General features: G+C 48.0%; 14 protein-coding genes and 2 pseudogenes. 12 read left to right on the top strand and 4 right to left on the bottom strand.

The features are described 5' to 3' along the window. Window positions 1–8: 8 nt before the first annotated feature. From DXA20_RS16220 to DXA20_RS11700, 12 genes and pseudogenes are all read left to right on the top strand, one after another. Window positions 9–185: a hypothetical protein gene (locus tag DXA20_RS16220; RefSeq protein WP_022305745.1), complete on the top strand. Its 177-nt coding sequence runs from the start codon at window positions 9–11 to the stop codon at window positions 183–185. 18 nt (window positions 186–203) lie between these two features. After that, entirely contained in the window at window positions 204–1,172 is a 969-nt protein-coding gene (locus DXA20_RS11750) for a C39 family peptidase (RefSeq protein WP_118560984.1), read from the top strand. Between the two features lie 63 nt (window positions 1,173–1,235). Beyond that, the gene (locus DXA20_RS11745; RefSeq protein ID WP_118560982.1) at window positions 1,236–3,542 is read left to right on the top strand and encodes a RelA/SpoT family protein; all 2,307 of its coding nucleotides are present in this window, start codon (window positions 1,236–1,238) and stop codon (window positions 3,540–3,542) included. A 20-nt stretch (window positions 3,543–3,562) separates the two neighbouring features. Further along, window positions 3,563–4,195, top strand: coding sequence for an MBL fold metallo-hydrolase (locus DXA20_RS11740; protein WP_022305748.1), 633 nt, complete (start codon window positions 3,563–3,565; stop codon window positions 4,193–4,195). A 57-nt stretch (window positions 4,196–4,252) separates the two neighbouring features. Further along, window positions 4,253–5,824, top strand: coding sequence for a coproporphyrinogen dehydrogenase HemZ (hemZ, locus tag DXA20_RS11735; RefSeq protein WP_022305749.1), 1,572 nt, complete (start codon window positions 4,253–4,255; stop codon window positions 5,822–5,824). Window positions 5,825–5,827: 3 nt separating this feature from the next. Further along, window positions 5,828–6,496, top strand: coding sequence for an HD-GYP domain-containing protein (locus tag DXA20_RS11730; protein WP_022305750.1), 669 nt, complete (start codon window positions 5,828–5,830; stop codon window positions 6,494–6,496). Window positions 6,497–6,650: 154 nt separating this feature from the next. Continuing rightward, window positions 6,651–8,447 (top strand): aspartate--tRNA ligase, encoded by a 1,797-nt coding sequence (aspS, locus tag DXA20_RS11725; protein WP_022305751.1) that lies wholly within the window; start codon window positions 6,651–6,653, stop codon window positions 8,445–8,447. Continuing rightward, complete coding sequence (locus tag DXA20_RS11720; protein WP_118560980.1) at window positions 8,434–8,925, top strand: phosphatase PAP2 family protein; 492 nt, start codon at window positions 8,434–8,436, stop codon at window positions 8,923–8,925. Before aspS ends, DXA20_RS11720 begins: the two co-directional genes overlap by 14 nt. A 49-nt stretch (window positions 8,926–8,974) precedes the next feature. Further along, window positions 8,975–11,393, top strand: a pseudogene (gene leuS / locus DXA20_RS11715) (leucine--tRNA ligase). 273 nt (window positions 11,394–11,666) lie between these two features. After that, entirely contained in the window at window positions 11,667–12,038 is a 372-nt protein-coding gene (locus tag DXA20_RS11710; RefSeq protein WP_158577224.1) for a MarR family winged helix-turn-helix transcriptional regulator, read from the top strand. 2 nt (window positions 12,039–12,040) lie between these two features. Next, window positions 12,041–13,780, top strand: coding sequence for an ABC transporter ATP-binding protein (locus DXA20_RS11705; RefSeq protein ID WP_118560976.1), 1,740 nt, complete (start codon window positions 12,041–12,043; stop codon window positions 13,778–13,780). Between the two features lie 65 nt (window positions 13,781–13,845). Then, window positions 13,846–15,795, top strand: coding sequence for an ABC transporter ATP-binding protein (locus DXA20_RS11700; RefSeq protein WP_022305756.1), 1,950 nt, complete (start codon window positions 13,846–13,848; stop codon window positions 15,793–15,795). Window positions 15,796–16,010: 215 nt separating this feature from the next. Here the strand turns inward: DXA20_RS11700 and argH are convergent. From argH to DXA20_RS11680, 4 genes and pseudogenes are all read right to left on the bottom strand, one after another. Further along, window positions 16,011–17,383, bottom strand: a pseudogene (gene argH, locus DXA20_RS11695) (argininosuccinate lyase). A 156-nt stretch (window positions 17,384–17,539) separates the two neighbouring features. Continuing rightward, entirely contained in the window at window positions 17,540–17,806 is a 267-nt protein-coding gene (locus DXA20_RS11690) for a hypothetical protein (protein ID WP_334294593.1), read from the bottom strand. Window positions 17,807–17,852: 46 nt separating this feature from the next. After that, complete coding sequence (locus DXA20_RS11685; protein WP_118560974.1) at window positions 17,853–20,309, bottom strand: ATP-dependent helicase; 2,457 nt, start codon at window positions 20,307–20,309, stop codon at window positions 17,853–17,855. 56 nt (window positions 20,310–20,365) lie between these two features. Then, window positions 20,366–21,256, bottom strand: coding sequence for a prephenate dehydrogenase (locus tag DXA20_RS11680; RefSeq protein WP_118560972.1), 891 nt, complete (start codon window positions 21,254–21,256; stop codon window positions 20,366–20,368). Window positions 21,257–21,412 lie beyond the last annotated feature (156 nt).

Raw genomic sequence — 21,412 nt, 5'->3', positions numbered from 1 at the left:
GGATGTATATGTCAGAGTACCAGAATTGGGACAAAGAACTTGATCGTCTGGAAGCAGGGGAAAGCCAGTATTCCTGGGATGAGCTTGAAGAGCTTATCACGGACCGGCTGGAGGATGACAAAATTGATGAGCAGGAATTTGAGACCCTGATGAGACGGCTGATGGATATAGACTGTGAGCTGTAAAGGAGAGGGGGACAAGCGATGAGCAGGGAAAGAACCGAAGAGGAAGAAAGAGAATACAGGCGTTATCTTCATCGGCTGAAACGCCGCAGAGAACGCCGCAGAAAGGTAATGATCGCCAGAACCATAGTTGGTGTGGCAGGAGTGTTGATCCTGCTTCTTTTGGTTGGGCTCATCCGGCTTGGTGTAAGGACTGTACAGGGCGGCTCAAGTCAGAAGAACAAGCAGGTAGAGGCGACCATCAAGCCGACGGAGGCAGCACCGGAATATTCGATCCCGGAGGGCTTTGAGAAGTACGCTGCCAAGCTTGAGGAGATGAGATCAGAATACCCGCAGGTGGAAAATATCCTGCTCAACCTCTATGAGTACAGCGAAAGCATGTTAAAGCTTGCATCGAACAATCCGGATGCACTGGAGTTTGTAGAGAATTATCCAAAGCACAAGTCAGACATCAAGCCATCGGGAAGTGTGACGAAGGAGGAACTGGATTCTGCCGAGAATGGGATCCCGCGCTTTCAGCAGTGGGATGAGCGATGGGGATATCTTACCTATGGAAATGATAATATCGGTATCAACGGCTGTGGTCCCACCTGTCTTTCCATGGTAGTGGCAGGTCTGTTAAAGGATACCTCCAAATCACCGGATGCGGTGGCAGAGTTTAGTGTGGAGAATAATTACTGTACGGTTGCTTCCGGAACGGCATGGTCGTTAATGTCCACCGGAGCCAGAAAGCTGGGGCTGAAGTCAGAATCTGTATCGGTGGGGGCAGATTCGTTAAGATCTGTCCTGAAAAAGGGACAGCCGGTGATCTGCAGCATGAAACCGGGTGATTTCACAACGACCGGTCATTTTATTGTACTGACGGGGCTGACCGATGACGGAAAGCTGATGATAAATGATCCGAACAGTATTACCAGAAGTGAGAAGAGGTGGGATATTGATACCATTGTGGGGCAGGCGAAATCGGCGTGGACGTATACTGTCCCCTGATAAATCATGATAAAGGATACGAGGAAAACCGATAGATTCAGATGCAGAATGGAGTGACCTAATATGGATAAAAACGGACCTGAAATTAAAATTGATAATGGAGAACTTGCCACAAGCACAATACCGGAGGATTTTACAGAGCCACAGGTATTGTATGAAAAGCTGATTAAGATGATCAGAAAGTATCATCCCTCCGATGATATTTCCATGATCGAGAAGGCGTACCGGATCGCCTATAAAGCACATGACGGGCAGCTTCGTAAGTCAGGAGAGCCGTATATCATTCATCCGGTGTGTGTCTGCATTATCCTGGCAGAGTTGGAGTTAGATAAGGAAACGATCGTGGCAGGTATGCTTCATGATGTGGTGGAGGATACCGTCATGACCAGCGAGGAGCTGGCGGCTGAGTTTGGAGATGAGGTAGCACTTCTGGTGGACGGTGTTACAAAGCTGACACAGCTCGATTATGTGGCGGACAAGGTCGAGGTACAGGCGGAGAATCTGCGTAAGATGTTTCTTGCCATGGCAAAGGATATCCGCGTTATCCTGATCAAGCTGGCAGACCGTCTTCATAATATGCGTACGATGCAGTACCAGACGCCGAAGAAACAAAAGGAAAAGTCCAGAGAGACTCTTGATATTTATGCACCGATCGCAGACCGTCTCGGAATTTCCAAAGTAAAGGTAGAGTTAGACGACCTGGCGTTTAAGTATCTTGAGCCGGAGATGTATAACCAGCTTGTATCAAGCATTGCCAATGGCAAGGAACAGCGCGATATCCTGATCCGCAAGATCGTTAACGAGGTCAGCCATCATATTGAGGAGGCGGGTATCAAGGCAACGATCGATGGACGTGCCAAACATTATTTCAGTGTCTATAAGAAGATGGTCACACAGAACAAGAGGCTGGATCAGATCTATGACCTGTTTGCCGTGCGTATTATCGTTGAGACAGAACGTGACTGCTATACGGCACTCGGTGTGATCCATGAGATCTACAAGCCGATCCCGGGTCATTTTAAGGATTATATTTCGATGCCGAAGCCGAACAATTATCAGTCGCTTCATACGACACTGATCGGTTCAATGGGACAGCCGTTTGAGATTCAGATCCGTACCTATGAGATGCACCGTACCGCTGAATATGGTATCGCTGCGCATTGGAAATACAAAGAGAATCAGTATGGAAGCAGAGACCGCGACAATGAGGAGGAGAAGCTTGCATGGCTGCGCCGTATTCTGGAATGGCAGAGAGACATGTCCGATAATAAAGAGTTTTTAAGTCTCTTAAAAAGTGATCTTGATCTGTTTTCCGATCATGTATACTGCTTTACGAAGGATGGCGATGTCAAGAACCTGCCGGCAGGCTCTACAACGATCGATTTTGCCTATGCGGTGCACAGTGCTGTCGGCAACAGAATGGTTGGTGCGAGAGTCAACGGAAACCTTGTACCGATTGATTATAAGATTCAGAATGGTGATCGTGTCGAGATCATGACCTCGCAGAATTCGAAGGGACCGAGCCGTGACTGGCTGGCTCTTGTGAAGAGTCCGCAGGCGAAGAACAAGATCAATCAGTGGTTCCGTTCGCAGTTTAAAGAGGAAAATATTGTACGGGGCAAGGAGCTTCTTGCTAATTACTGTAAGGCGCAGGGCGTTTTATTGTCCGATCTTTTGAAAACGGAATATACCGATTACTGTATGAAGAAATACGGTTTCAGAGACTGGGATTCTGTGCTGGCTGCGCTGGGTCACGGTGGACTGAAGGAGGGACAGATTGTTAATCGCCTTCAGAATGCATATGACAAGAAGAATCCAAAGCATACAACCGATCAGGAGATTCTGGATGCGGTGGCAAAGAGTACTGAGAATGCCGGGGTATCCCGTCCGGCAGCAGCGGTCAAATCAAAAAGTGGTATTGTGGTTGCCGGCCTGTCTGATGTATCGGTTCGTTTTTCAAAGTGCTGCAGTCCGGTGCCGGGAGATGAGATCATAGGCTTTGTGACGAGAGGACGAGGTGTTTCCATTCATCGTACAGACTGTGTTAATATGATGAATCTGTCCGAGGCAGATCGCCAGCGTATTATTGAAGCTGAGTGGAGTGTGGATTCCCAGGGCTCTGCCGATGAGGATTACGATGCAGAGATCGTGATCTACGCATATGACCGTATGGGTATCCTGATGGATATCACGAAGATTTTGACAGAGAATAAGATTGATGTGAAGGCAATGAATACAAGAACAAGTAAGCAGGGCATTGCGACGATCAATGTCAGCTTTGCGATCCGCGGTGTGGAAGCGTTAAATGAGCTGATCAAGAAGCTGCGCAATGTGCCGAGTGTAACAGATATTCAGAGAAGCCGTTCATAAAGAAAGAAATGAGGAAAGAGATGAGCTTATTAAAATGTGATTCCAGAATGGTGGGACCGATCCAGACTAACTGCTACTTTTTATATCGTGAGGATACGAAGGAGTGTCTGATCATTGATCCGGGCTATGAGGCGGATACGATCGAGAGACATGTTCTTAAAAAGCAGTTAAAGGTAGTAGGGATCCTTCTGACACATGGACATTTTGATCATATTACGGCAGCAGATGAGGTGCGCCGCAGATTTCAGACAAAGATCTATGCCTCCGGAAAAGAGGAAGAGCTGTTAGCAGATCCGCAGAAGAATGTATCGGTGATGATGGGAGATAACGTCAGTCTGAAGGCAGATGTCTGGCTGGATGACGGACAGGAGCTTGAGCTTTTAGGTGAGACGATGCGCTGTATCCTGACACCGGGACACACAAGTGGCGGAATGTGCTTCTATTTTCCGAATGCATGCATGTTGTTCTCCGGGGATACGCTGTTTCAGGAGTCCGTTGGAAGAACGGACTTTCCGACCGGTAGTAACCGGGCACTGATGCAGTCGGTCCGTGAACGTCTTCTGGTGCTTCCGGAGGCGGTCCGCGTATTTCCGGGACATGGTGCGATGACGACGATCCGGGATGAGAAGATGTTTAATCCGTATGCGGGTTAGACGAGGGTATGGCTGTCCGGTCAGAAATGATGAGAAATCGAGGAATAATAGAATAATATGATAGATATTGTTTTGTCGGAGCGGGACTTCGACTATGAAATACAGGCGCTTGTGACTGGATTTTTCCCGGCGGAGCATAACCGGGTGGTGATCCTTGAGAAGCAGGATGAAAACAGTTTAAAAGCACTGGCACAGACCGATGCAGATGCAGCACTGTTTGTCGGCGCTTTTTTTGGACAGGATAAGATCACGGTGTGGCTTCTAAACGGTGGAAAATACTGCGAACGGTCTGTAACAGTCAGCGGTGAGCAGGACTTTCATAAGCACGTGGATAAGACCACCCATCCGTATCGGACGGATTACAAAAATAAATTAAAGAAATTGCTTTTTACGATACTTTGTGAAATGGAAGAAGAAACACTTCAGGAGGGAATGCTCAGAAGTATTCCGGTATGGGGAACGATGACAGGAGTCAGACCGACAAAGATTCCGATGAACCGTCTTCTTCAGAACGAACCTCTTGATACCGTTAGACGTAGTATGAAAGAGGAGTATTGCTGCAGCCCTGAGAAAGCAGAGCTTTGTCTGGACATTGCCGCAAGGGAGGCAGCTCTTTTACAGAAGGCAGAGTATGATAAGGGCTACAGTCTTTATGTGGGGATTCCGTTTTGTCCGTCGACTTGTCTGTACTGTTCGTTTCCGTCATATCCGATGGAGCAGTTTGGCAGTCTGATCCCGGATTATCTTGAGGCGCTGAAGAGGGAGATTCGTTTCTGCGGAGAGCTGCAGAAAGGAAAGAAACTGACCTCTGTGTATATCGGGGGAGGCACACCGACGACATTATCGGCAGAACAGCTCGAGGAGTTGCTTATCTGTCTGTATGAGAACTTTCCGGTGCAGGATGCGTACGAGATAACGGTGGAGGCCGGAAGACCGGACAGCATTACAAGGGAAAAGCTGATGGCACTTAGACGCTTTGGCGTAGAGAGGATCTCGGTGAATCCGCAGACAATGCAGGATAAAACGCTGCAAAGCATTGGCAGACAGCATACGGTCGCACAGACAAAGCAGGTGTTTGCGCTGGCGAGAGAATGTGGCTTCGACAATATTAACATGGATCTGATCATCGGGCTTCCGGGAGAGACACCGGAGGATTTTGCGGATACTCTGGCACAGATGAAGGCGCTTGATCCGGACAGCGTGACGATCCATTCACTGGTGGTCAAGCGTGCATCAAGGCTGCGCAGACTGTTGGATGAGGGAGCTGTCCCGGAGGAGGAGCGTGCCCGCCGCATGGAACAGATGATGCAGATGGGGCTTGCTTTTGCGAGGAAGAATGGATATCAGCCGTACTATATGTACCGGCAAAAGAATACAGCAGGCTATGCCGGAAGCTCCGGACAGGAGAATATCGGCTTTGCCCGCGAGGGGAAAGAATGTCTGTACAATATTCTGATCATGGAAGAAATGCAGAGTATTGCAGCACTCGGTGCCGGGGCGAGCACGAAATGCTATGACAGGAAACGGCATATTGTCAGCCGTGTGGAGAATGTCAAGAGTGTGACGGATTATATTTCCCGCATTGATGAGATGCTGAAGCGGAAACAAGAACATGGTATGGGGGATTAGAACATGGAAGAGGATTATCTGGAGCAGCTCGTCATGGAGAGTGCTTCCCTGAGCAGTAAAATGAGAGAGTATATCTATGTCGAGATGAGCCATGGTGTGAAGGTCAGTAATCTTGCACAGGAGGTAGCGAAGGAACTTGGCGAGGATGAGACGTTTTGCCGTCAGATCGCTGTGGCAGGCCTGTTACATGATATTGGCAAGCTTTGGGTGATGAAGCATATGAACGAGGCAGGCAGTGAGGAGACACTGACGATCGAGAGGATGAAGATCGTGCGGATGCATCCGACGCACAGCTGCGATATGCTGATGGCAGAGGGATATCCGGCAGGGATCACACAGGCAGTTTATTATCATCATGAGAATGTGGATGGCACCGGCTATCCGGAAAACCTTCGGGGTGATAAGATCCCGTGGATGGCACGCATTCTGCGTATCTGCGATGTGTACTGTGCACTGACAACCGACAGAAGTTACCGGAGGGCTTTTGAACGTTTTGCGGCGATGGAGATCATGATCGATGAGGTCGAGGATTATGATATGCGCTGCTTTCTGGCATTTCAGCGGGTGATCCACAATGAGGCAGGGGAGAAGCTTCGCTCTCTGTGTACAGTGATATCACCATTACAGAAGGAACATCTGCCTTTGTTTGTGAAGGAAGCGGAGGCATTATAACAGAAATGTGAATCTAGCCGGATAAATTATGCAGGAATAATAACGTTGGCTTGCATGTTTTGGGGATTCGGTGTATTATCTTATACGGTATGGTCTGTAACAGACTGTTGGACAATGTTTATAATTTACAATAATTAATAAATGGAGGGTTATCATGGCAGAATCAATGAGAGGCTTAAAGCGTACCTGTCGCTGTGCCGAATTGAGTGAAGAAAACATCGGACAGGAGGTTACCGTGATGGGATGGGTACAGAAAGCCCGTAACACAGGTGGACTGATCTTTGTGGATCTCCGCGACCGCAGCGGACTTCTTCAGATTAATTTTCAGGAGGAAAAGCTGGGACAGGAGCTGTTTGATAAGGCATATAAGCTTCGAAGCGAGTTTGTGATCGCTGTCGTTGGTACTGTTGTGGCACGGGAGGGTGGCATCAACAAGAACCTTCCAACCGGTGCGATTGAGGTTGTGGCAACTAAGCTTCGTGTCCTTTCTGAGGCACAGACACCACCGTTTCCGATCGAGGAGGACATTAAGACCAAGGAGGATCTTCGTTTAAAGTACCGTTATCTGGATCTTCGTCGTCCGGATCTTCAGAGAAATCTGATCATGAGAAGTAAGATCGCGACATTGACAAGACAGTTTCTTGCGGATGAGGGATTCCTTGAGATCGAGACACCGATGCTCAATAAGAGTACGCCGGAGGGAGCCAGAGATTATCTGGTGCCGAGCCGTGTGCATCCGGGCTGCTTCTATGCACTTCCGCAGTCACCACAGCTGTTTAAGCAGCTTTTAATGTGCTCCGGATATGACCGTTATTTCCAGCTTGCAAGATGCTTCCGTGATGAGGATCTTCGTGCAGACAGACAGCCGGAGTTTACACAGATCGATATGGAGCTTTCCTTTGTCGATGAGGATGATGTTATGGATGTCAATGAGCGTCTTCTTCAGAAGCTGTTCAAGGAGATCCTTGATATTGACATTGAGCTGCCGATCCAGAGAATGACCTGGCAGGAGGCAATGGACCGCTTCGGAAGCGACAAGCCGGATCTTCGTTTTGGCATGGAGCTTACCGATGTGTCTGAGGTTGTGGCAGGCTGTGGCTTTGGTGTATTTACCGGAGCTTTGGAAAACGGTGGCTCCGTTCGTGGTATCAATGCAAAGGGACAGGGATCCATGCCTCGCAAGAAGATCGATGCTCTTGTGAAGTTTGCAAAGGATTTCGGTGCAAAGGGTCTGGCATATCTTTGTGTGAATGAGGATGGCACATATAAATCTTCCTTCGCCAAGTTTATGACAGAGGACGAGTTATCCGCACTTGTTCAGAAGATGGACGGACAGCCGGGAGATCTGCTCTTATTTGCAGCCGATAAGAATAAAGTCGTTTATGATGTACTCGGTAACCTGCGTCTGGAGCTTGCAAAGCAGCTTGATCTGCTGGACAAGAACGAGTACCGATTCCTCTGGGTAACAGAGTTCCCTCAGTTTGAGTATTCGGAGGAGGAACAGCGCTATGTGGCAATGCATCATCCGTTTACAATGCCGATGGAGGAGGATCTGGATCTTCTCGAGACAGAGCCAGGTAAGGTTCGTGCGAGAGCTTACGATATCGTGTTAAATGGTACCGAGATCGGTGGAGGTTCCATCCGTATCCATCAGGATGACATTCAGGAGAGAATGTTTGAGGCACTTGGATTTACCAAGGAGTCTGCGTATGAGCAGTTTGGTTTCCTGATGAATGCATTCAAGTATGGTGTACCGCCACATGCAGGACTGGCATATGGTCTGGATCGTCTTGTTATGCTGATGGCAAAGCAGGACAGCATCCGTGACGTGATCGCCTTCCCGAAGGTAAAGGATGCATCCTGCCTCATGACAGAGGCTCCATCCAGAGTCGATGAGAAGCAGTTAGAAGAGCTTTCTATTGGAATAAAGGAATCGAATGACGAAGAATAGTTATCAGAAATGTATGGATTGGACAGAGAGGAATATAGGAATTGGATCGGTACGGCTGATGGTTCGTGCACTGACAGCGGTGACGGCAGCCATATACTGTGTGATGGCGGCGTTTCTGTTGGTTGGACGGGACGGGCGGTTGATCCGGTTTATCCTGGTGCCGGCGGTTGGCTTTGTGATTGTCACACTGTTTCGAAAGGTGGTTGGTGCAAAACGTCCGTACGAAATTTATGACCTTACGCCGCTTTTGAATAAGGATACAAAGGCAAATTCCTTTCCGAGCCGTCATGTTTTTTCAAACATGATCATTGCAGCAGCCGTATTCTGGATCAATCTGCCGCTTGGCATTGCCACAGGATCTTGTGGCGTGGCACTGGCAGTTTTTCGGGTGATCACGGGAGTGCATTTTCCGAAGGATGTGGCAGCAGGAGCAGTCATAGCAGTTTTGTTTGGATGGATCGGCTTTTATCTGATCTGAGATACAGTACACATTAAGATTGTAATAAATGTAGAATTGGAGGATTATCATGGCAGAAATGTACAATCACCATACGGTGGAAAAGAAATGGCAGAAAATCTGGGAGGAGGAGAAAGCATTTAAGGTTTCTGAGGATTACTCAAAACCGAAATTTTATGCTTTGGTTGAGTTCCCATATCCATCCGGTCAGGGACTTCATGTAGGTCATCCAAGACCTTACACCGCTCTTGATATCGTTTCCCGTAAGAGAAGAATGCAGGGCTACAATGTATTATTCCCGATGGGCTGGGATGCGTTTGGTCTGCCGACAGAGAACTACGCGATCAAGAACCATATCCACCCGAAGATTGTTACAAAGAATAACGTAGCACGTTTTAAGGGACAGCTTCAGTCACTCGGATATTCCTTTGACTGGGATCGTGAGATCAATACGACGGATCCGGATTATTATAAGTGGACACAGTGGATCTTCTTAAAGCTGTTTAATGCAGGTCTTGCATATAAGAAGGAGATGCCGATCAACTGGTGTACCTCATGTAAGGTTGGTCTTGCCAACGAGGAGGTTGTCAACGGTGTCTGTGAGCGTTGTGGTGCACCGGTTGTCCGCAAGGTAAAGAGCGAGTGGATGTTAAAGATTACAGAATATGCAGATAAGCTGATCAAGGATCTGGACGATGTAGATTATATTGAGAAGGTTAAGGTTTCCCAGAAGAACTGGATCGGACGTTCTGAGGGAGCTGAGGTTGATTTTCGCCTGAAGGATAAGGACGAGAAGCTTCGTGTCTATACAACGCGTCCAGACACGCTGTTTGGAGCAACCTATATGGTTATCTCTCCGGAGCATCCGCTGATCGATAAGTATAAGGATGAGATCACAAACTGGGATGAGATCCAGAAGTACCGTGAGATGGCAGCAAGAAAGTCTGATTTTGAGCGTACTGAGCTTGCAAAGGATAAGACAGGTGTGATCCTTGGTGGTCTGAGTGCAGTCAATCCGGTAAACGGCAAGGAGATTCCGGTATGGATCTCCGATTATGTTCTGATGTCCTATGGTACCGGTGCGATCATGGCAGTACCTGCTCATGATACCCGTGACTGGGAGTTCGCAAAGAAGTTTGATCTTCCGATGATTCAGGTTGTAGAAGGCAAGGAGGGTCCTGTTGATATCAACGAGGCTGCATTTACGGATGTGGCAACCGGTAAGATGATCAACTCTGACTTCCTCGATGGTCTGGAAGTAACAGAAGCCAAAGAGAAAATGAAGGATTTCCTGGAGGAAAAGGGAATCGGTAACCGTAAAGTAAACTATAAGCTGCGTGACTGGGTATTCTCCAGACAGAGATACTGGGGTGAACCAATTCCAATTGTACATTGCGAGAAGTGTGGTTATGTGCCGCTCGATGAGAGCGAGCTTCCATTGCTGCTTCCTGAGGTGGACAGCTACATGCCGACCGATAATGGGGAGTCTCCACTCGCAGCTATGACAGAATGGGTCAACACAACATGTCCGTGTTGTGGCGGTCCGGCAAAGAGAGAGACAGATACCATGCCGCAGTGGGCCGGTTCCTCATGGTATTTCCTGCGCTACACCGATCCACACAATACGGAGGCACTGGCAAGCAAGGAAGCACTGAAATACTGGCTGCCGGTAGACTGGTATAACGGTGGTATGGAGCATACAACACTCCATCTTCTGTACTCCCGTTTCTGGCATAAGTTCCTGTACGATCAGGGAATCGTACCAACAAGGAGCCATATCAGCGTCGTACCTCCCATGGAATGATCCTCGGAGAGAACGGTGAGAAGATGAGTAAGTCCCGTGGAAACGTAGTAAATCCGGATGATATCGTTCAGGCATACGGTGCAGATACACTGCGTACCTATGAGATGTTTATCGGAGCCTTTGATCTGAGTGCATCCTGGTCAGAGGACGGAGTAAAGGCTGCCGCCGTTTTCTGGAGCGTGTATGGAAGCTGCAGACGATCATGACAGATGAGGAAGGATACTCTTCTGACATGGAGACAAAGATGCATCAGGCAATCAAGAAGGTAAGTCTTGATTTCGAGAATCTGAAATACAACACAGCAATCGCAGCAATGATGTCACTGATCAATGACTTCTACAAGAAGAATGCAGTGACAAAGGGCGAGTATAAGACACTTCTTACTCTGTTAAATCCGGTTGCACCTCATATCACAGAGGAGCTGTGGGAAATGATCGGCGGAGAGGGTCATGTATATCAGACTGCATGGCCGGAGTATGATGAGGCAAAGACAGTAGAGTCTACGGTTGAGATTGCTGTCCAGATCAATGGAAAGACCCGTGCAACATTGAGCATTGGCAAGGATGATGCCAAGGAAGATGTGCTTGCAAAGGCAAAAGAGACGATCGCAGACAAGCTTGAGGGCAAGAATATCATTAAGGAAATCTATGTTCCGGGCAGAATTGTTAATATCGTTGCGAAATAAATTGTGATCAGTATTTGACAATCCTTAAAAAAAGATAAAGTCTATTGACTTTATCTTTTTTTTGTCTATAATAAAAATCACGCCTATTGTTGAAATGGAAACAATCTACTTTTCAACAATGTATTTAAAACAGGAAAACAATACATACAGAAGGGAGGAAGAGCCGATGAAGAAGGATGGAGCGGTTGGTATGCAGATCAACTGTGTTTCTAATCTGATCCGGAGAAGCATTGATCTGCGTATCGCCGCATGCCGGGAGAGAAGCTCTCCAGAATGGACAGCTGGATCATCCATTATATGCTGGATCATCAGCAGGAGGATGTGTTTCAGAAGGATGTGGAGAAGGCTCTTGCCATGACCAGATCAAATGTATCAAAGGCAGTGGATCAGATGGTTTCCAAGGGTCTGATAATGCGTTCCCCGGTAGATTATGATGCCAGATTAAAGAAGCTGACGCTGACGCCGAAGGTTTTAGAGATACACCGGCAGATCGAAGGAGAGATCGCAGAGTTTGAGAAGCTTCTGGTGGAGGGGTTTACCACCCGGGAGCTGGAGCAGTTTAAGGACTATCTGGAACGCATTGCGCATAATATCAATGACAACACAAAGCGGCAGCAGGATGAGAGAAAAAGGAGGGATTTCTGACTATGATCAAGACATTAGCATCACAGATCAAGGAATACAAAAAGGTGTCGATTGCAACGCCGATCTTTATGATCCTCGAAGTCATCATGGAGACGATCATTCCGATGATGATGGCGTCGATCATTGACAACGGTGTTTCGGTAGGAGATGCCGGACACATTTATAAAATGGGAGCATTAATGCTGCTTGCAGCATGCTTCAGTCTTTTCTGTGGATTTATGGGCGGTAAGTACGGTGCAAAAGCCTCCACAGGCTTTGCGAAAAACCTGCGAAAAGCAATGTATGAAAACATTCAGACATTCAGCTTTTCCAATATTGATAAATTTAGCACAGCCGGTCTTGTTACGAGACTGACAACCGATGTCACCAATATTCAGAATGCATATCAGATGCTGTTGCGTATGTGTATGCGCGCACCGTTCAGTCTGATCTGCGCCATGGTGATGTCCTTTGCAGTAAACACAAGGATTGCCACCGTGTATCTCATTGCGGTTTTGATCCTGGGAGCAATTCTTGCTGTGCTTCTGACAAGAACAACCAAATATTTCAACAGTATTTTTAAGAAGTACGATGACTTAAATGAGAGTGTGCAGGAGAATGTATCTGCAATCCGTGTTGTAAAGGCATATGTCCGTGAGGACCATGAGAAAGAGAAGTTTACAAAAGCAAGTGGCAATGTATGCCGTCTGTTTACAAAGGCGGAGGCAATGATCTGCCTGAATATGCCGATCATGCAGTTCGCCGTATATACCTGTATCCTTGTGATCAGCTGGATGGGAGCACATATGATCGTCAGCAATACACTGACCACAGGTGATCTGTCAATGCTTCTTACTTATTGCATGAACATTTTGATGAACCTGATGATGCTCTCCATGATCTTTGTTATGGTTACCATGAGTGTGGCAAGTGCGAGACGTGTGGCTGAGGTATTAAATGAGAAGCCGGATATCACAAATCCGGAGGATCCGGTTATGGAAGTGGCAGATGGTTCCATTGAGTTTCGACATGTGGACTTCAGCTATAAGAAGGATGCTAGGGAGCCGGTACTTAAGGATATCAACTTATCGATCAAATCCGGAGAGACGATCGGTATTCTCGGAGGAACCGGAAGCGGTAAATCAAGTCTTGTTTCTTTGCTTAGCCGTCTTTATGATGTGACGGACGGAAGCGTTATAGTCGGCGGCAGAGATGTCCGTGAATATGATATCGACGTGATCCGGAATCAGGTTGCCGTTGTTTTACAGAATAATGTACTGTTCTCCGGAACAATCCTTGACAATCTCCGCTGGGGTGATAAGGAGGCAACGAGAGAGGAATGTATGCATGCCTGTGATCTTGCCTGCGCCAGCGAGTTTGTTGAGAAGCTGCCAAAGGGATATGACACTTATATCGAGCAGGGCGGTACGAATGTATCCGGTGGACAGAAGCAGAGACTTTGTATTGCAAGAGCACTCTTAAAGAAGCCGAAGGTTCTTGTCTTAGATGATTCCACAAGTGCGGTGGATACATCCACAGATGCAAAGATCCGCAAGGCATTTGCGGAGGAGATTCCGGGTACAACGAAGCTGATCATTGCACAGCGTGTTTCCAGCATTCAGAATGCTGATCATATTATTGTGATGGAAAACGGAACGATCAACGGATACGGAACACATGATGAGTTGATGGAGAATAATGAGATTTATCGTGATGTATACGAATCTCAGACCTCCGGCAGCGGAGATTTCGATGAAATGTAACAGATGGTTTCGTAAATCGGAAATGTACCTGTTGGGACAGGATAGATAGAAAGGTGGAATGAGAAATGGCAGAAAACCGTTCACAGAAACTGCGTGGACCAAAAGGACCCGGCGGACGAAGAGGGATGGGACCGAAGGTAAAGTTAGAGCATCCCGGACAGACAATAAAACGTCTTTTGAAATATATCGGTAAGAGTTATGGTGTGTACATGGTGCTGGTGCTGATCCTGATCATTGTCAGCGTGCTTGCAAATGTACAGGGGACTATGTTTACCAAATCGCTGATCGATGATTATATCACACCTCTGCTTCACGCAAAGGAGAAGAACTTTACGCCGCTTTTGCACAAGATTATTCAGGTCGCATGTATTTACGGCGTTGGTGTTTTTGCAACCTGGGCTTATAACAGATTGATGGTTAATGTCACACAGGGAACCTTAAGAAAGCTTCGTGATGAGCTTTTTGTTCATATGGAGTCCCTGCCGATCAAATACTTTGATACACATTCTCACGGTGATATCATGTCAATCTACACCAATGATATTGATACACTCCGTCAGATGATCAGTCAGAGTATGACACAGTTTTTCTCCAGTCTGATCACGATCATCAGTGTGCTTGCGGCAATGCTGATCATCAATGTTCCGTTGACCGTGGTTACGCTGGTTATGGTTGGAGTAACGCTGATCGTTACCAAGAAGGTGGCAGGTCTTTCCGGTGCATACTTCATCCAGCAGCAGAGAGATCTGGGTAAGGTAAACGGTCACATTGAGGAGATGATGAACGGACAGAAGGTTGTCAAGGTATTCTGCCGTGAGCAGGAGAGCATCGATGAGTTTAATGCATTGAACGATGAGCTTTTCCACAGCGCGGACAATGCCAATACCTTTGCCAACGTCATGGGACCGATCAACGCACAGCTTGGAAATGTCAGCTATGTACTCTGTACCATGATCGGAGGAATTTTAGCCTTCAATAAGATCGGCGGTTTTACCGTAGGTGGTCTTGTGGCATTCCTGAACTACAACAAATCCTTCAGTATGCCGATCAATCAGGTCAGCATGCAGTTAAACAGTATCGTTATGGCACTTGCCGGCGCAGATCGTATCTTTGAGCTGTTGGATGAGAAGCCGGAGGTTAATGACGGCTATGTCGAGCTTGTACGTGCCAACGAGGCAGCGGACGGAACGATCACGGAGAGCGAGAAGAGAACCGGTGTGTGGGCATGGAAGCATTATCATAAGGATAATGATACCGTGACCTATCAGAAGCTTCGCGGCGAGGTTGTCTTTGATCATGTGGATTTTGGTTATAATGATGATAAGATCATTCTGCACGATGTGGAAATGTATGCGAAGCCGGGACAAAAGATTGCATTTGTAGGAGCTACCGGAGCCGGTAAGACAACGATCACAAACCTGATCAACCGTTTTTATGATATTCAGGACGGAAAGATCCGTTTTGACGGGATCAATGTCAATAAGATCAAGAAAGAGGATCTTCGTCATTCTCTGGGAATCGTTCTGCAGGATACACACCTGTTTACCGGAACGGTCCGCGATAATATCCGCTACGGAAAGCTGGATGCAACCGATGAGGAGATTGTGGCAGCAGCAAAGCTTGCCAATGCAGATTCGTTTATCCGTCATCTGCCGCAGGGCTATGATACGGTTCTGACCGGTGACGGTGGCAATTTAAGTCAGGGACAGAGACAGCTTCTTGCGATTGCCAGAGCAGCGATCGCAGATCCGCCGGCACTGATCTTAGATGAGGCGACAAGCTCGATCGATACCCGTACCGAGAAGCTTGTCCAGGATGGTATGGACCGGCTGATGAAGGGAAGAACGACCTTTGTGATCGCACATCGTCTTTCCACAGTTAAGAACAGTGACTGTATCATGGTTCTGGAACAGGGAAGAATCATTGAGAGAGGAACGCACGACCAGTTGATCGAGCAGCAGGGCAAGTATTATCAGTTATATACCGGAAAGCTTGGAACAGGGCTTGCGGGATAAGAAATGCGGCAAGCTCCGGATCTTATTCCTATACTAAAAAAGGGCAAAACCAGCGTTTTGCCCTTGCATCCCACCATATTGCGAGCATTTTTGTATATACTAAAAAAGGGCAAAACCAGCGTTTTGCCCTTGCTTCCCACCACATTGCGAGCATTTTTCTATACCCTAAAAAGAGGTATGCTTTTTGAAAGCATACCTCTTTGCGTTAAACATTATTATTCTGCGAGATATTTCTCGTAGGTGTCGATCACCTTTGCCATGGCATCCGGACCCGGAGCGCCGATCGTATTTCTCTTGTTGACACAGGTCTCCATAGAGATCGCATCGTAGATATCCTCCTCGAATACCGGCTGATCGCCTTGTATTCATCAAGACTCATCTCGCCAAGAGAAATGCCCTTGTCGATGCAGTAGAGTACAAGCTGACCGATAATGCCGTGTGCATCACGGAATGGAACACCGTGGTTTACCAGATAGTCTGCGGCATCTGTTGCATTTGTAAAGCCGCCCTCTGCGCTGGCACGCATGCGGTCCTTACGGAAGGTCATGGTATCAAGCATACCGTGGAATAAAACGATACATCCCTTTGTCGTATCGATCGCATCAAAGACAAATTCCTTATCCTCCTGCATATCCTTGTTGTATGCGAGAGGCAGGCTCTTCATGGTGGTCAGAAGAGACATCAGTGCACCGTATACACGACCGGTCTTGCCACGGACAAGCTCGGCAATATCCGGGTTTTTCTTCTGTGGCATGATGCTGCTGCCGGTGGAGTAGGAGTCGTCGATATCGACAAACTGATATTCATTGGTATTCCAGGTGATGATCTCCTCGCAGAAGCGGGAAAGATGCATCATGATAATGGACATATCATTCAAAAACTCAATCAGATAATCGCGGTCGGAAACGGAATCCATACTGTTGAGTGTCGGACCGGTAAAGCCAAGCAGCTTTGCGGTCTCTTCACGGTCGAGTGGATATGTTGTGCCGGCAAGTGCACCGGAGCCGAGCGGGCAGTAGTTCATACGCTCTAAGGTATCGGAAAGACGGGAACGGTCTCTTTTGAACATCTCAAAATATGCACCCATATGATGTGCCAGAGTGATCGGCTGCGCCTTTTGCAGATGTGTAAATCCCGGCATGATCGTATGAAGGTTCTCCTTCATGATGCGCAGGATGCTTTCCAAAAGACCCTTTAACAGATCGTTCATTTCCTCAATCTCATGGCGTGTGTATAGCTTCATATCAAGCGCTACCTGATCATTACGGCTTCTGCCGGTATGAAGACGTTTGCCGGCGTCTCCGATGCGCTCGATCAGATGAGCTTCCACGAAGCTGTGAATGTCCTCATGCTCTGCCGTAAATTCAAGCTTTCCTTCGTCGAGATCCTTACGGATTCCCTCGAGCCCCTGAATAATGCTGTCCTTGTCCTCATGGGAGAGGATACCCTGATCGGCAAGCATAGTTACATGAGCGATGCTTCCCTGAATGTCCTCATGATAAAACTTCTGGTCAAAGGAAAGTGATGCGTTGAAATTGTGTACAAGTTGATTTGTTTCCTTGGTAAAACGTCCGCCCCAAAGCTTCATATTATCCTCATTTCTGTACTGCATGTATATTCGTTAGACGATGGGAGAGCAGGCAGTACACCGTCCCCTGTGTCTCATATGTTCGCAAAAACAAACCGAAATGGAGATCCATTTCGGTTTGGCATTGTCTGTCGTCTATTCCGACGCGTTGTCTGATTAGTTCTCAGCCTCCGGCTTGCTGTCGGAAAACTCGATATAATCATCATCAAAGTCATCCTCGTAATCATCGTCGAAGTCATCGAGATAATCCGGTGTAAAATAACGGTAAACTGCATAAGCGATCGCTGCGACTGCTGCAATTGCGCCGATGATGGCAAGTGCGATTATGATACCGTTTTTATTCTTCTCTTCTAATTCCTTTTTGTGAAGAAGTTCGTTGATACGTGCAGTGTTTAAAAGTTCTTCCAGTTTTGAATTATTCATCATAAAATACCTCCTGTTCGCTTGTTTTTCTTTGAGGATCATTATATCATACCTTTTTTAGCTTTGCAAACGAAGAAAGCATTTTTCGGGTGTTGCCATTGTCGAAGGCAACGGTCACTTCAAAGTCGGCTCCGCTCGGCGTGATCTTCTGTACACTGCCCTCGCCGAAGCGCATATGGCGGACACGGTCTCCTTCGCTGTAGGAGAGCGTCTGGGAGTTGCCTGCGGCAGAGGATGACTTGGCAGAAGGTGTTTTGTAAGAGCCTCCAAAGCCTTTGGAGATCATCGGGTTTCCGGCAAGCAGATCAAGTCCGCTCTTGCCGCGGGCATGACCTGCCTGCTTTGTGCGCTGTTCCATTGCAGGATTCCAGGTGCCGGTTCCGTAGCCTCCCGTATTGGAGCGTGTAGAACCGGATCTTCGCGTGGAAGAGCTGCCGGTCCCGGCACCGAAGGAGAAGGAGCCGCCCGGCTGATGCTTTAAAAACTCAGCGGCACTGACTCCGCCGGAGGAGGCGGTAGAAGAGTTGCTGCCTGCATGCAGCAGGTAACGAGGGATCTCGCTGATAAAGCGGGATGGACGGTTAAACTGATGCTCTCCGTTACGGAAACGGCTGCGGGCACAGCTTAGGGAGAGCTTTTTCATGGCACGGGTGATGCCGACGTAACACAGGCGTCGTTCCTCCTCCATCTCTTCGGCTGCCTGATCGGGATCCTCGCCGTACACGGCCATGGCACCCGGGAAGATGCCGTCCTCCATGCCGACCAGATAGACATACGGAAACTCAAGTCCCTTGGCGCTGTGGAGCGTCATGAGAAGGACGATATCCGTGCTGTCATCCACATTGTCGATATCTGCGACGAGGGCAACCTCCTCCAGAAAGCCGCCCAGAGTGGCACCTTCTTCCTCGTGATCCTCCTCGTAGGAGGCAGCCTTGTTAATAAGCTCCTCGATATTTTCCAGTCTCGCCTGGGATTCTTCGCTGTCATCCTCGGCAAGCATCGCTTCATAGCCGGACTGCTCAACAACGTCACGGATGAGCTGTTCGATCGAATAGTCCGGATCTTCCAGATTCGTGCGGAAGGATTCGATCAGACCAACGAAGCTGCCGAGCTTTGCGGCACTTCTGCCGATATTTTCGATGTATTCATAATCCTGCAGGGCACTGTAAAAGCTGGTGCCGTGTATGATCGCATAATTGCTGACGCGATCGATCGTGGTCAGACCGATGCCGCGCTTTGGCACGTTGATAATACGCTTTGCAGATATATCATCCATGCCGTTTTCAATTGTTCTGAGGTAGGCGAGGATATCCTTGATCTCCTTGCGCTGATAGAAATTAACGGCACCGACGATGCGGTATGGAATGTTATAGTTGATCAGCTTCTCCTCAAATACACGGGACTGTGCATTGGTGCGGTATAAGATGGCAAAGTCCTTATAATCAGCCTTGCCGTTACTGACGGCGTGGGCAATCGCAGAGGAAACGGATTCTGCCTCCTCGTATTCATTTTCAAACTGTGAATAGTAAATGGAATCGCCCTTGTCCTTCCTTGTCCAGAGAGCCTTCTCCTTACGCTTTGTATTGTTGTGGATCACGGCATTGGCGGCATCCAGAATATTCTGGGTGGAGCGGTAGTTTTCTTCCAGACGGATCACACGCGTGTCCGGATATTCCTGCTCGAAATTCAGGATGTTCATGATATTGGCACCACGGAATTTGTAGATCGACTGGTCATCGTCACCGACAACGCAGAGATTGTGTTCCACACCGCCATCGTCGGAAGGAGTACTTGCCAGAAGACTGATCAGCTTAAACTGTGCCGTGTTGGTATCCTGATACTCGTCCACCAGAATGTAGCGGAAACGGTTCCGGTAATAGGAGAGAATGTCTCTGTTCTCCTGGAACATCTGGATCGTTTTGCAGATGAGATCATCAAAGTCAAGTGCATTGGCATCGTGGAGACGCTTTTCGTATTCCTGATAGGCTCTGGCGTAGATCTCGCGCATACCGTCGCCCTGTGCGCGTGCGGCGTAATCTTCGGGACCGATCAGCTCGTCTTTGGCGTTGGAGATGACATTTAAGAAGGCACGTTCCTTATACTTCTTAGGGTCAAGATCAAGATACTTAATGATCTCACGCATCAGAGCACGCTGGTCATCGGCATCGTAGATCGTAAAGCTGCGTTTGTAGCCGAGCACCTCAATGTAGCGGCGCAGAATGCGGACGCAGGTAGAGTGGAAGGTGCTGACCCAGATATTTTCAGCACCGAAGCCTACGATCTGATCGACACGCTCGCGCATCTCGCCGGCAGCCTTGTTGGTGAAGGTCAGTGCCAGAATATGGTATGGGTTCACATCGTAGTGGTCAATCAGATATGCGATCCGGTGTGTCAGAACTCTTGTCTTACCGGAACCGGCACCTGCAAGAATCAGGAGAGGTCCCTTGAAATGTTCTACCGCTTCCTTCTGCTGGGGATTTAAACCCTCTAATATATTTTCCATAATCAATGAAAGATCCTTTCTATGTATAGCACACTGTGGCAGTCTGGTTCAAATGCTTATTTACTGTCATCCGAAAAGAGCTGATCGCGGTATTCCTTTGCAGTGGCAAAAAAATGCTCGATATCTTCCTCTTTGCCTTCGCGGATCGCCTGCTCCATGGTACCGAGAATATTCCGGTACTCCTGCAGAAATTCGAGAATGGCATCCCGGTTGGCAAGACAGATGCTTTTCCACATCTCAGGAGAGGAGGAAGAGATCCTTGTAATGTCCCGGAAGCCGCCTGCGGCAAGAAGCCGGTACATGCCTTTATCGTCTCTGGCGCGGACGGCATTGACTAAAGCGGCGGAGATCACATGCGGTGCGTGGCTGATGCCGGCAGTTGCCTCATCGTGTTCGTTTACATCGATCGTGACGCAGCGGGAATGTGTGACGCTGCGGACAAATTCCTGCATCCATGCGATGCTTTCCTCAGGAATTCTGTCCGTCGGTGTCAGAATATAGTAGCAGTCCCGCAGAAGCTCCGCAAAGGAGTATTCGTAACCGATGTGTTCTGTTCCTGCCATGGGATGACCGCCGATAAAGCAGTGGTCGAGTCCAACGTTACGGATCGCATGGTAGATCTCGCCCTTCACGCTTCCTACATCGGTCAGAATGCAGTCCGCTTTCAGGTATGGCTTTAATCTGGTAAGATATGCCACATTTGTGCGGACAGGAGCACAGAGAAAGATCACATCCCAGTCTGAAACGCGGGAAATATCTGTTGTAATATCTGTAAGTACGCCGTCTGCGAGTGCCTTTTCCAGACGGGGGTGTTTCTTTGTTTCGTAGTAATTATAAGCGCTGATCCGGGCATCCGGAAGCTCTCTGCGGATGCAGCGGGCAACCGAGCCGCCGATCAGACCAAGTCCGATAAAGCCAAAGTGGCTGCGCGAATGTAATAAATCCATGAATAATCAATGCCTTTCTGTATAGGTTTAAATAAATCACAAATTACATTCTAATCGACAGAAATTAGGGTGTCAACTTGATAATTTCGCCGGATGGCGGTATAATGAAAAGACGTTTGAGAAAAGAGATTTTACAAATCGCTTCAAAATGGAGGA

It is taken from the genome of Roseburia sp. AM59-24XD, from assembly GCF_003478445.1.
Classification (GTDB): Bacteria; Bacillota; Clostridia; order Lachnospirales; family Lachnospiraceae; genus Jutongia.
The sequence above is the reverse complement of the archived record's forward strand: the minus strand, read 5'-3'. Positions and strand labels throughout refer to the sequence as shown.

Excerpts from the sequence above, each read along its gene's own strand:
- DXA20_RS16220 (WP_022305745.1), top strand. The coding sequence starts at position 9 with ATGTCAGAGTACCAGAATTGGGACAAAGAACTTGATCGTCTGGAAGCA.
- DXA20_RS11750 (WP_118560984.1), top strand. The coding sequence starts at position 204 with ATGAGCAGGGAAAGAACCGAAGAGGAAGAAAGAGAATACAGGCGTTAT.
- DXA20_RS11745 (WP_118560982.1), top strand. The coding sequence starts at position 1,236 with ATGGATAAAAACGGACCTGAAATTAAAATTGATAATGGAGAACTTGCC.
- DXA20_RS11740 (WP_022305748.1), top strand. The coding sequence starts at position 3,563 with ATGAGCTTATTAAAATGTGATTCCAGAATGGTGGGACCGATCCAGACT.
- hemZ (WP_022305749.1), top strand. The coding sequence starts at position 4,253 with ATGATAGATATTGTTTTGTCGGAGCGGGACTTCGACTATGAAATACAG.
- DXA20_RS11730 (WP_022305750.1), top strand. The coding sequence starts at position 5,828 with ATGGAAGAGGATTATCTGGAGCAGCTCGTCATGGAGAGTGCTTCCCTG.
- aspS (WP_022305751.1), top strand. The coding sequence starts at position 6,651 with ATGGCAGAATCAATGAGAGGCTTAAAGCGTACCTGTCGCTGTGCCGAA.
- DXA20_RS11720 (WP_118560980.1), top strand. The coding sequence starts at position 8,434 with ATGACGAAGAATAGTTATCAGAAATGTATGGATTGGACAGAGAGGAAT.
- DXA20_RS11710 (WP_158577224.1), top strand. The coding sequence starts at position 11,667 with ATGGACAGCTGGATCATCCATTATATGCTGGATCATCAGCAGGAGGAT.
- DXA20_RS11705 (WP_118560976.1), top strand. The coding sequence starts at position 12,041 with ATGATCAAGACATTAGCATCACAGATCAAGGAATACAAAAAGGTGTCG.
- DXA20_RS11700 (WP_022305756.1), top strand. The coding sequence starts at position 13,846 with ATGGCAGAAAACCGTTCACAGAAACTGCGTGGACCAAAAGGACCCGGC.
- DXA20_RS11690 (WP_334294593.1), bottom strand. The coding sequence starts at position 17,806 with ATGAATAATTCAAAACTGGAAGAACTTTTAAACACTGCACGTATCAAC.
- DXA20_RS11685 (WP_118560974.1), bottom strand. The coding sequence starts at position 20,309 with ATGGAAAATATATTAGAGGGTTTAAATCCCCAGCAGAAGGAAGCGGTA.
- DXA20_RS11680 (WP_118560972.1), bottom strand. The coding sequence starts at position 21,256 with ATGGATTTATTACATTCGCGCAGCCACTTTGGCTTTATCGGACTTGGT.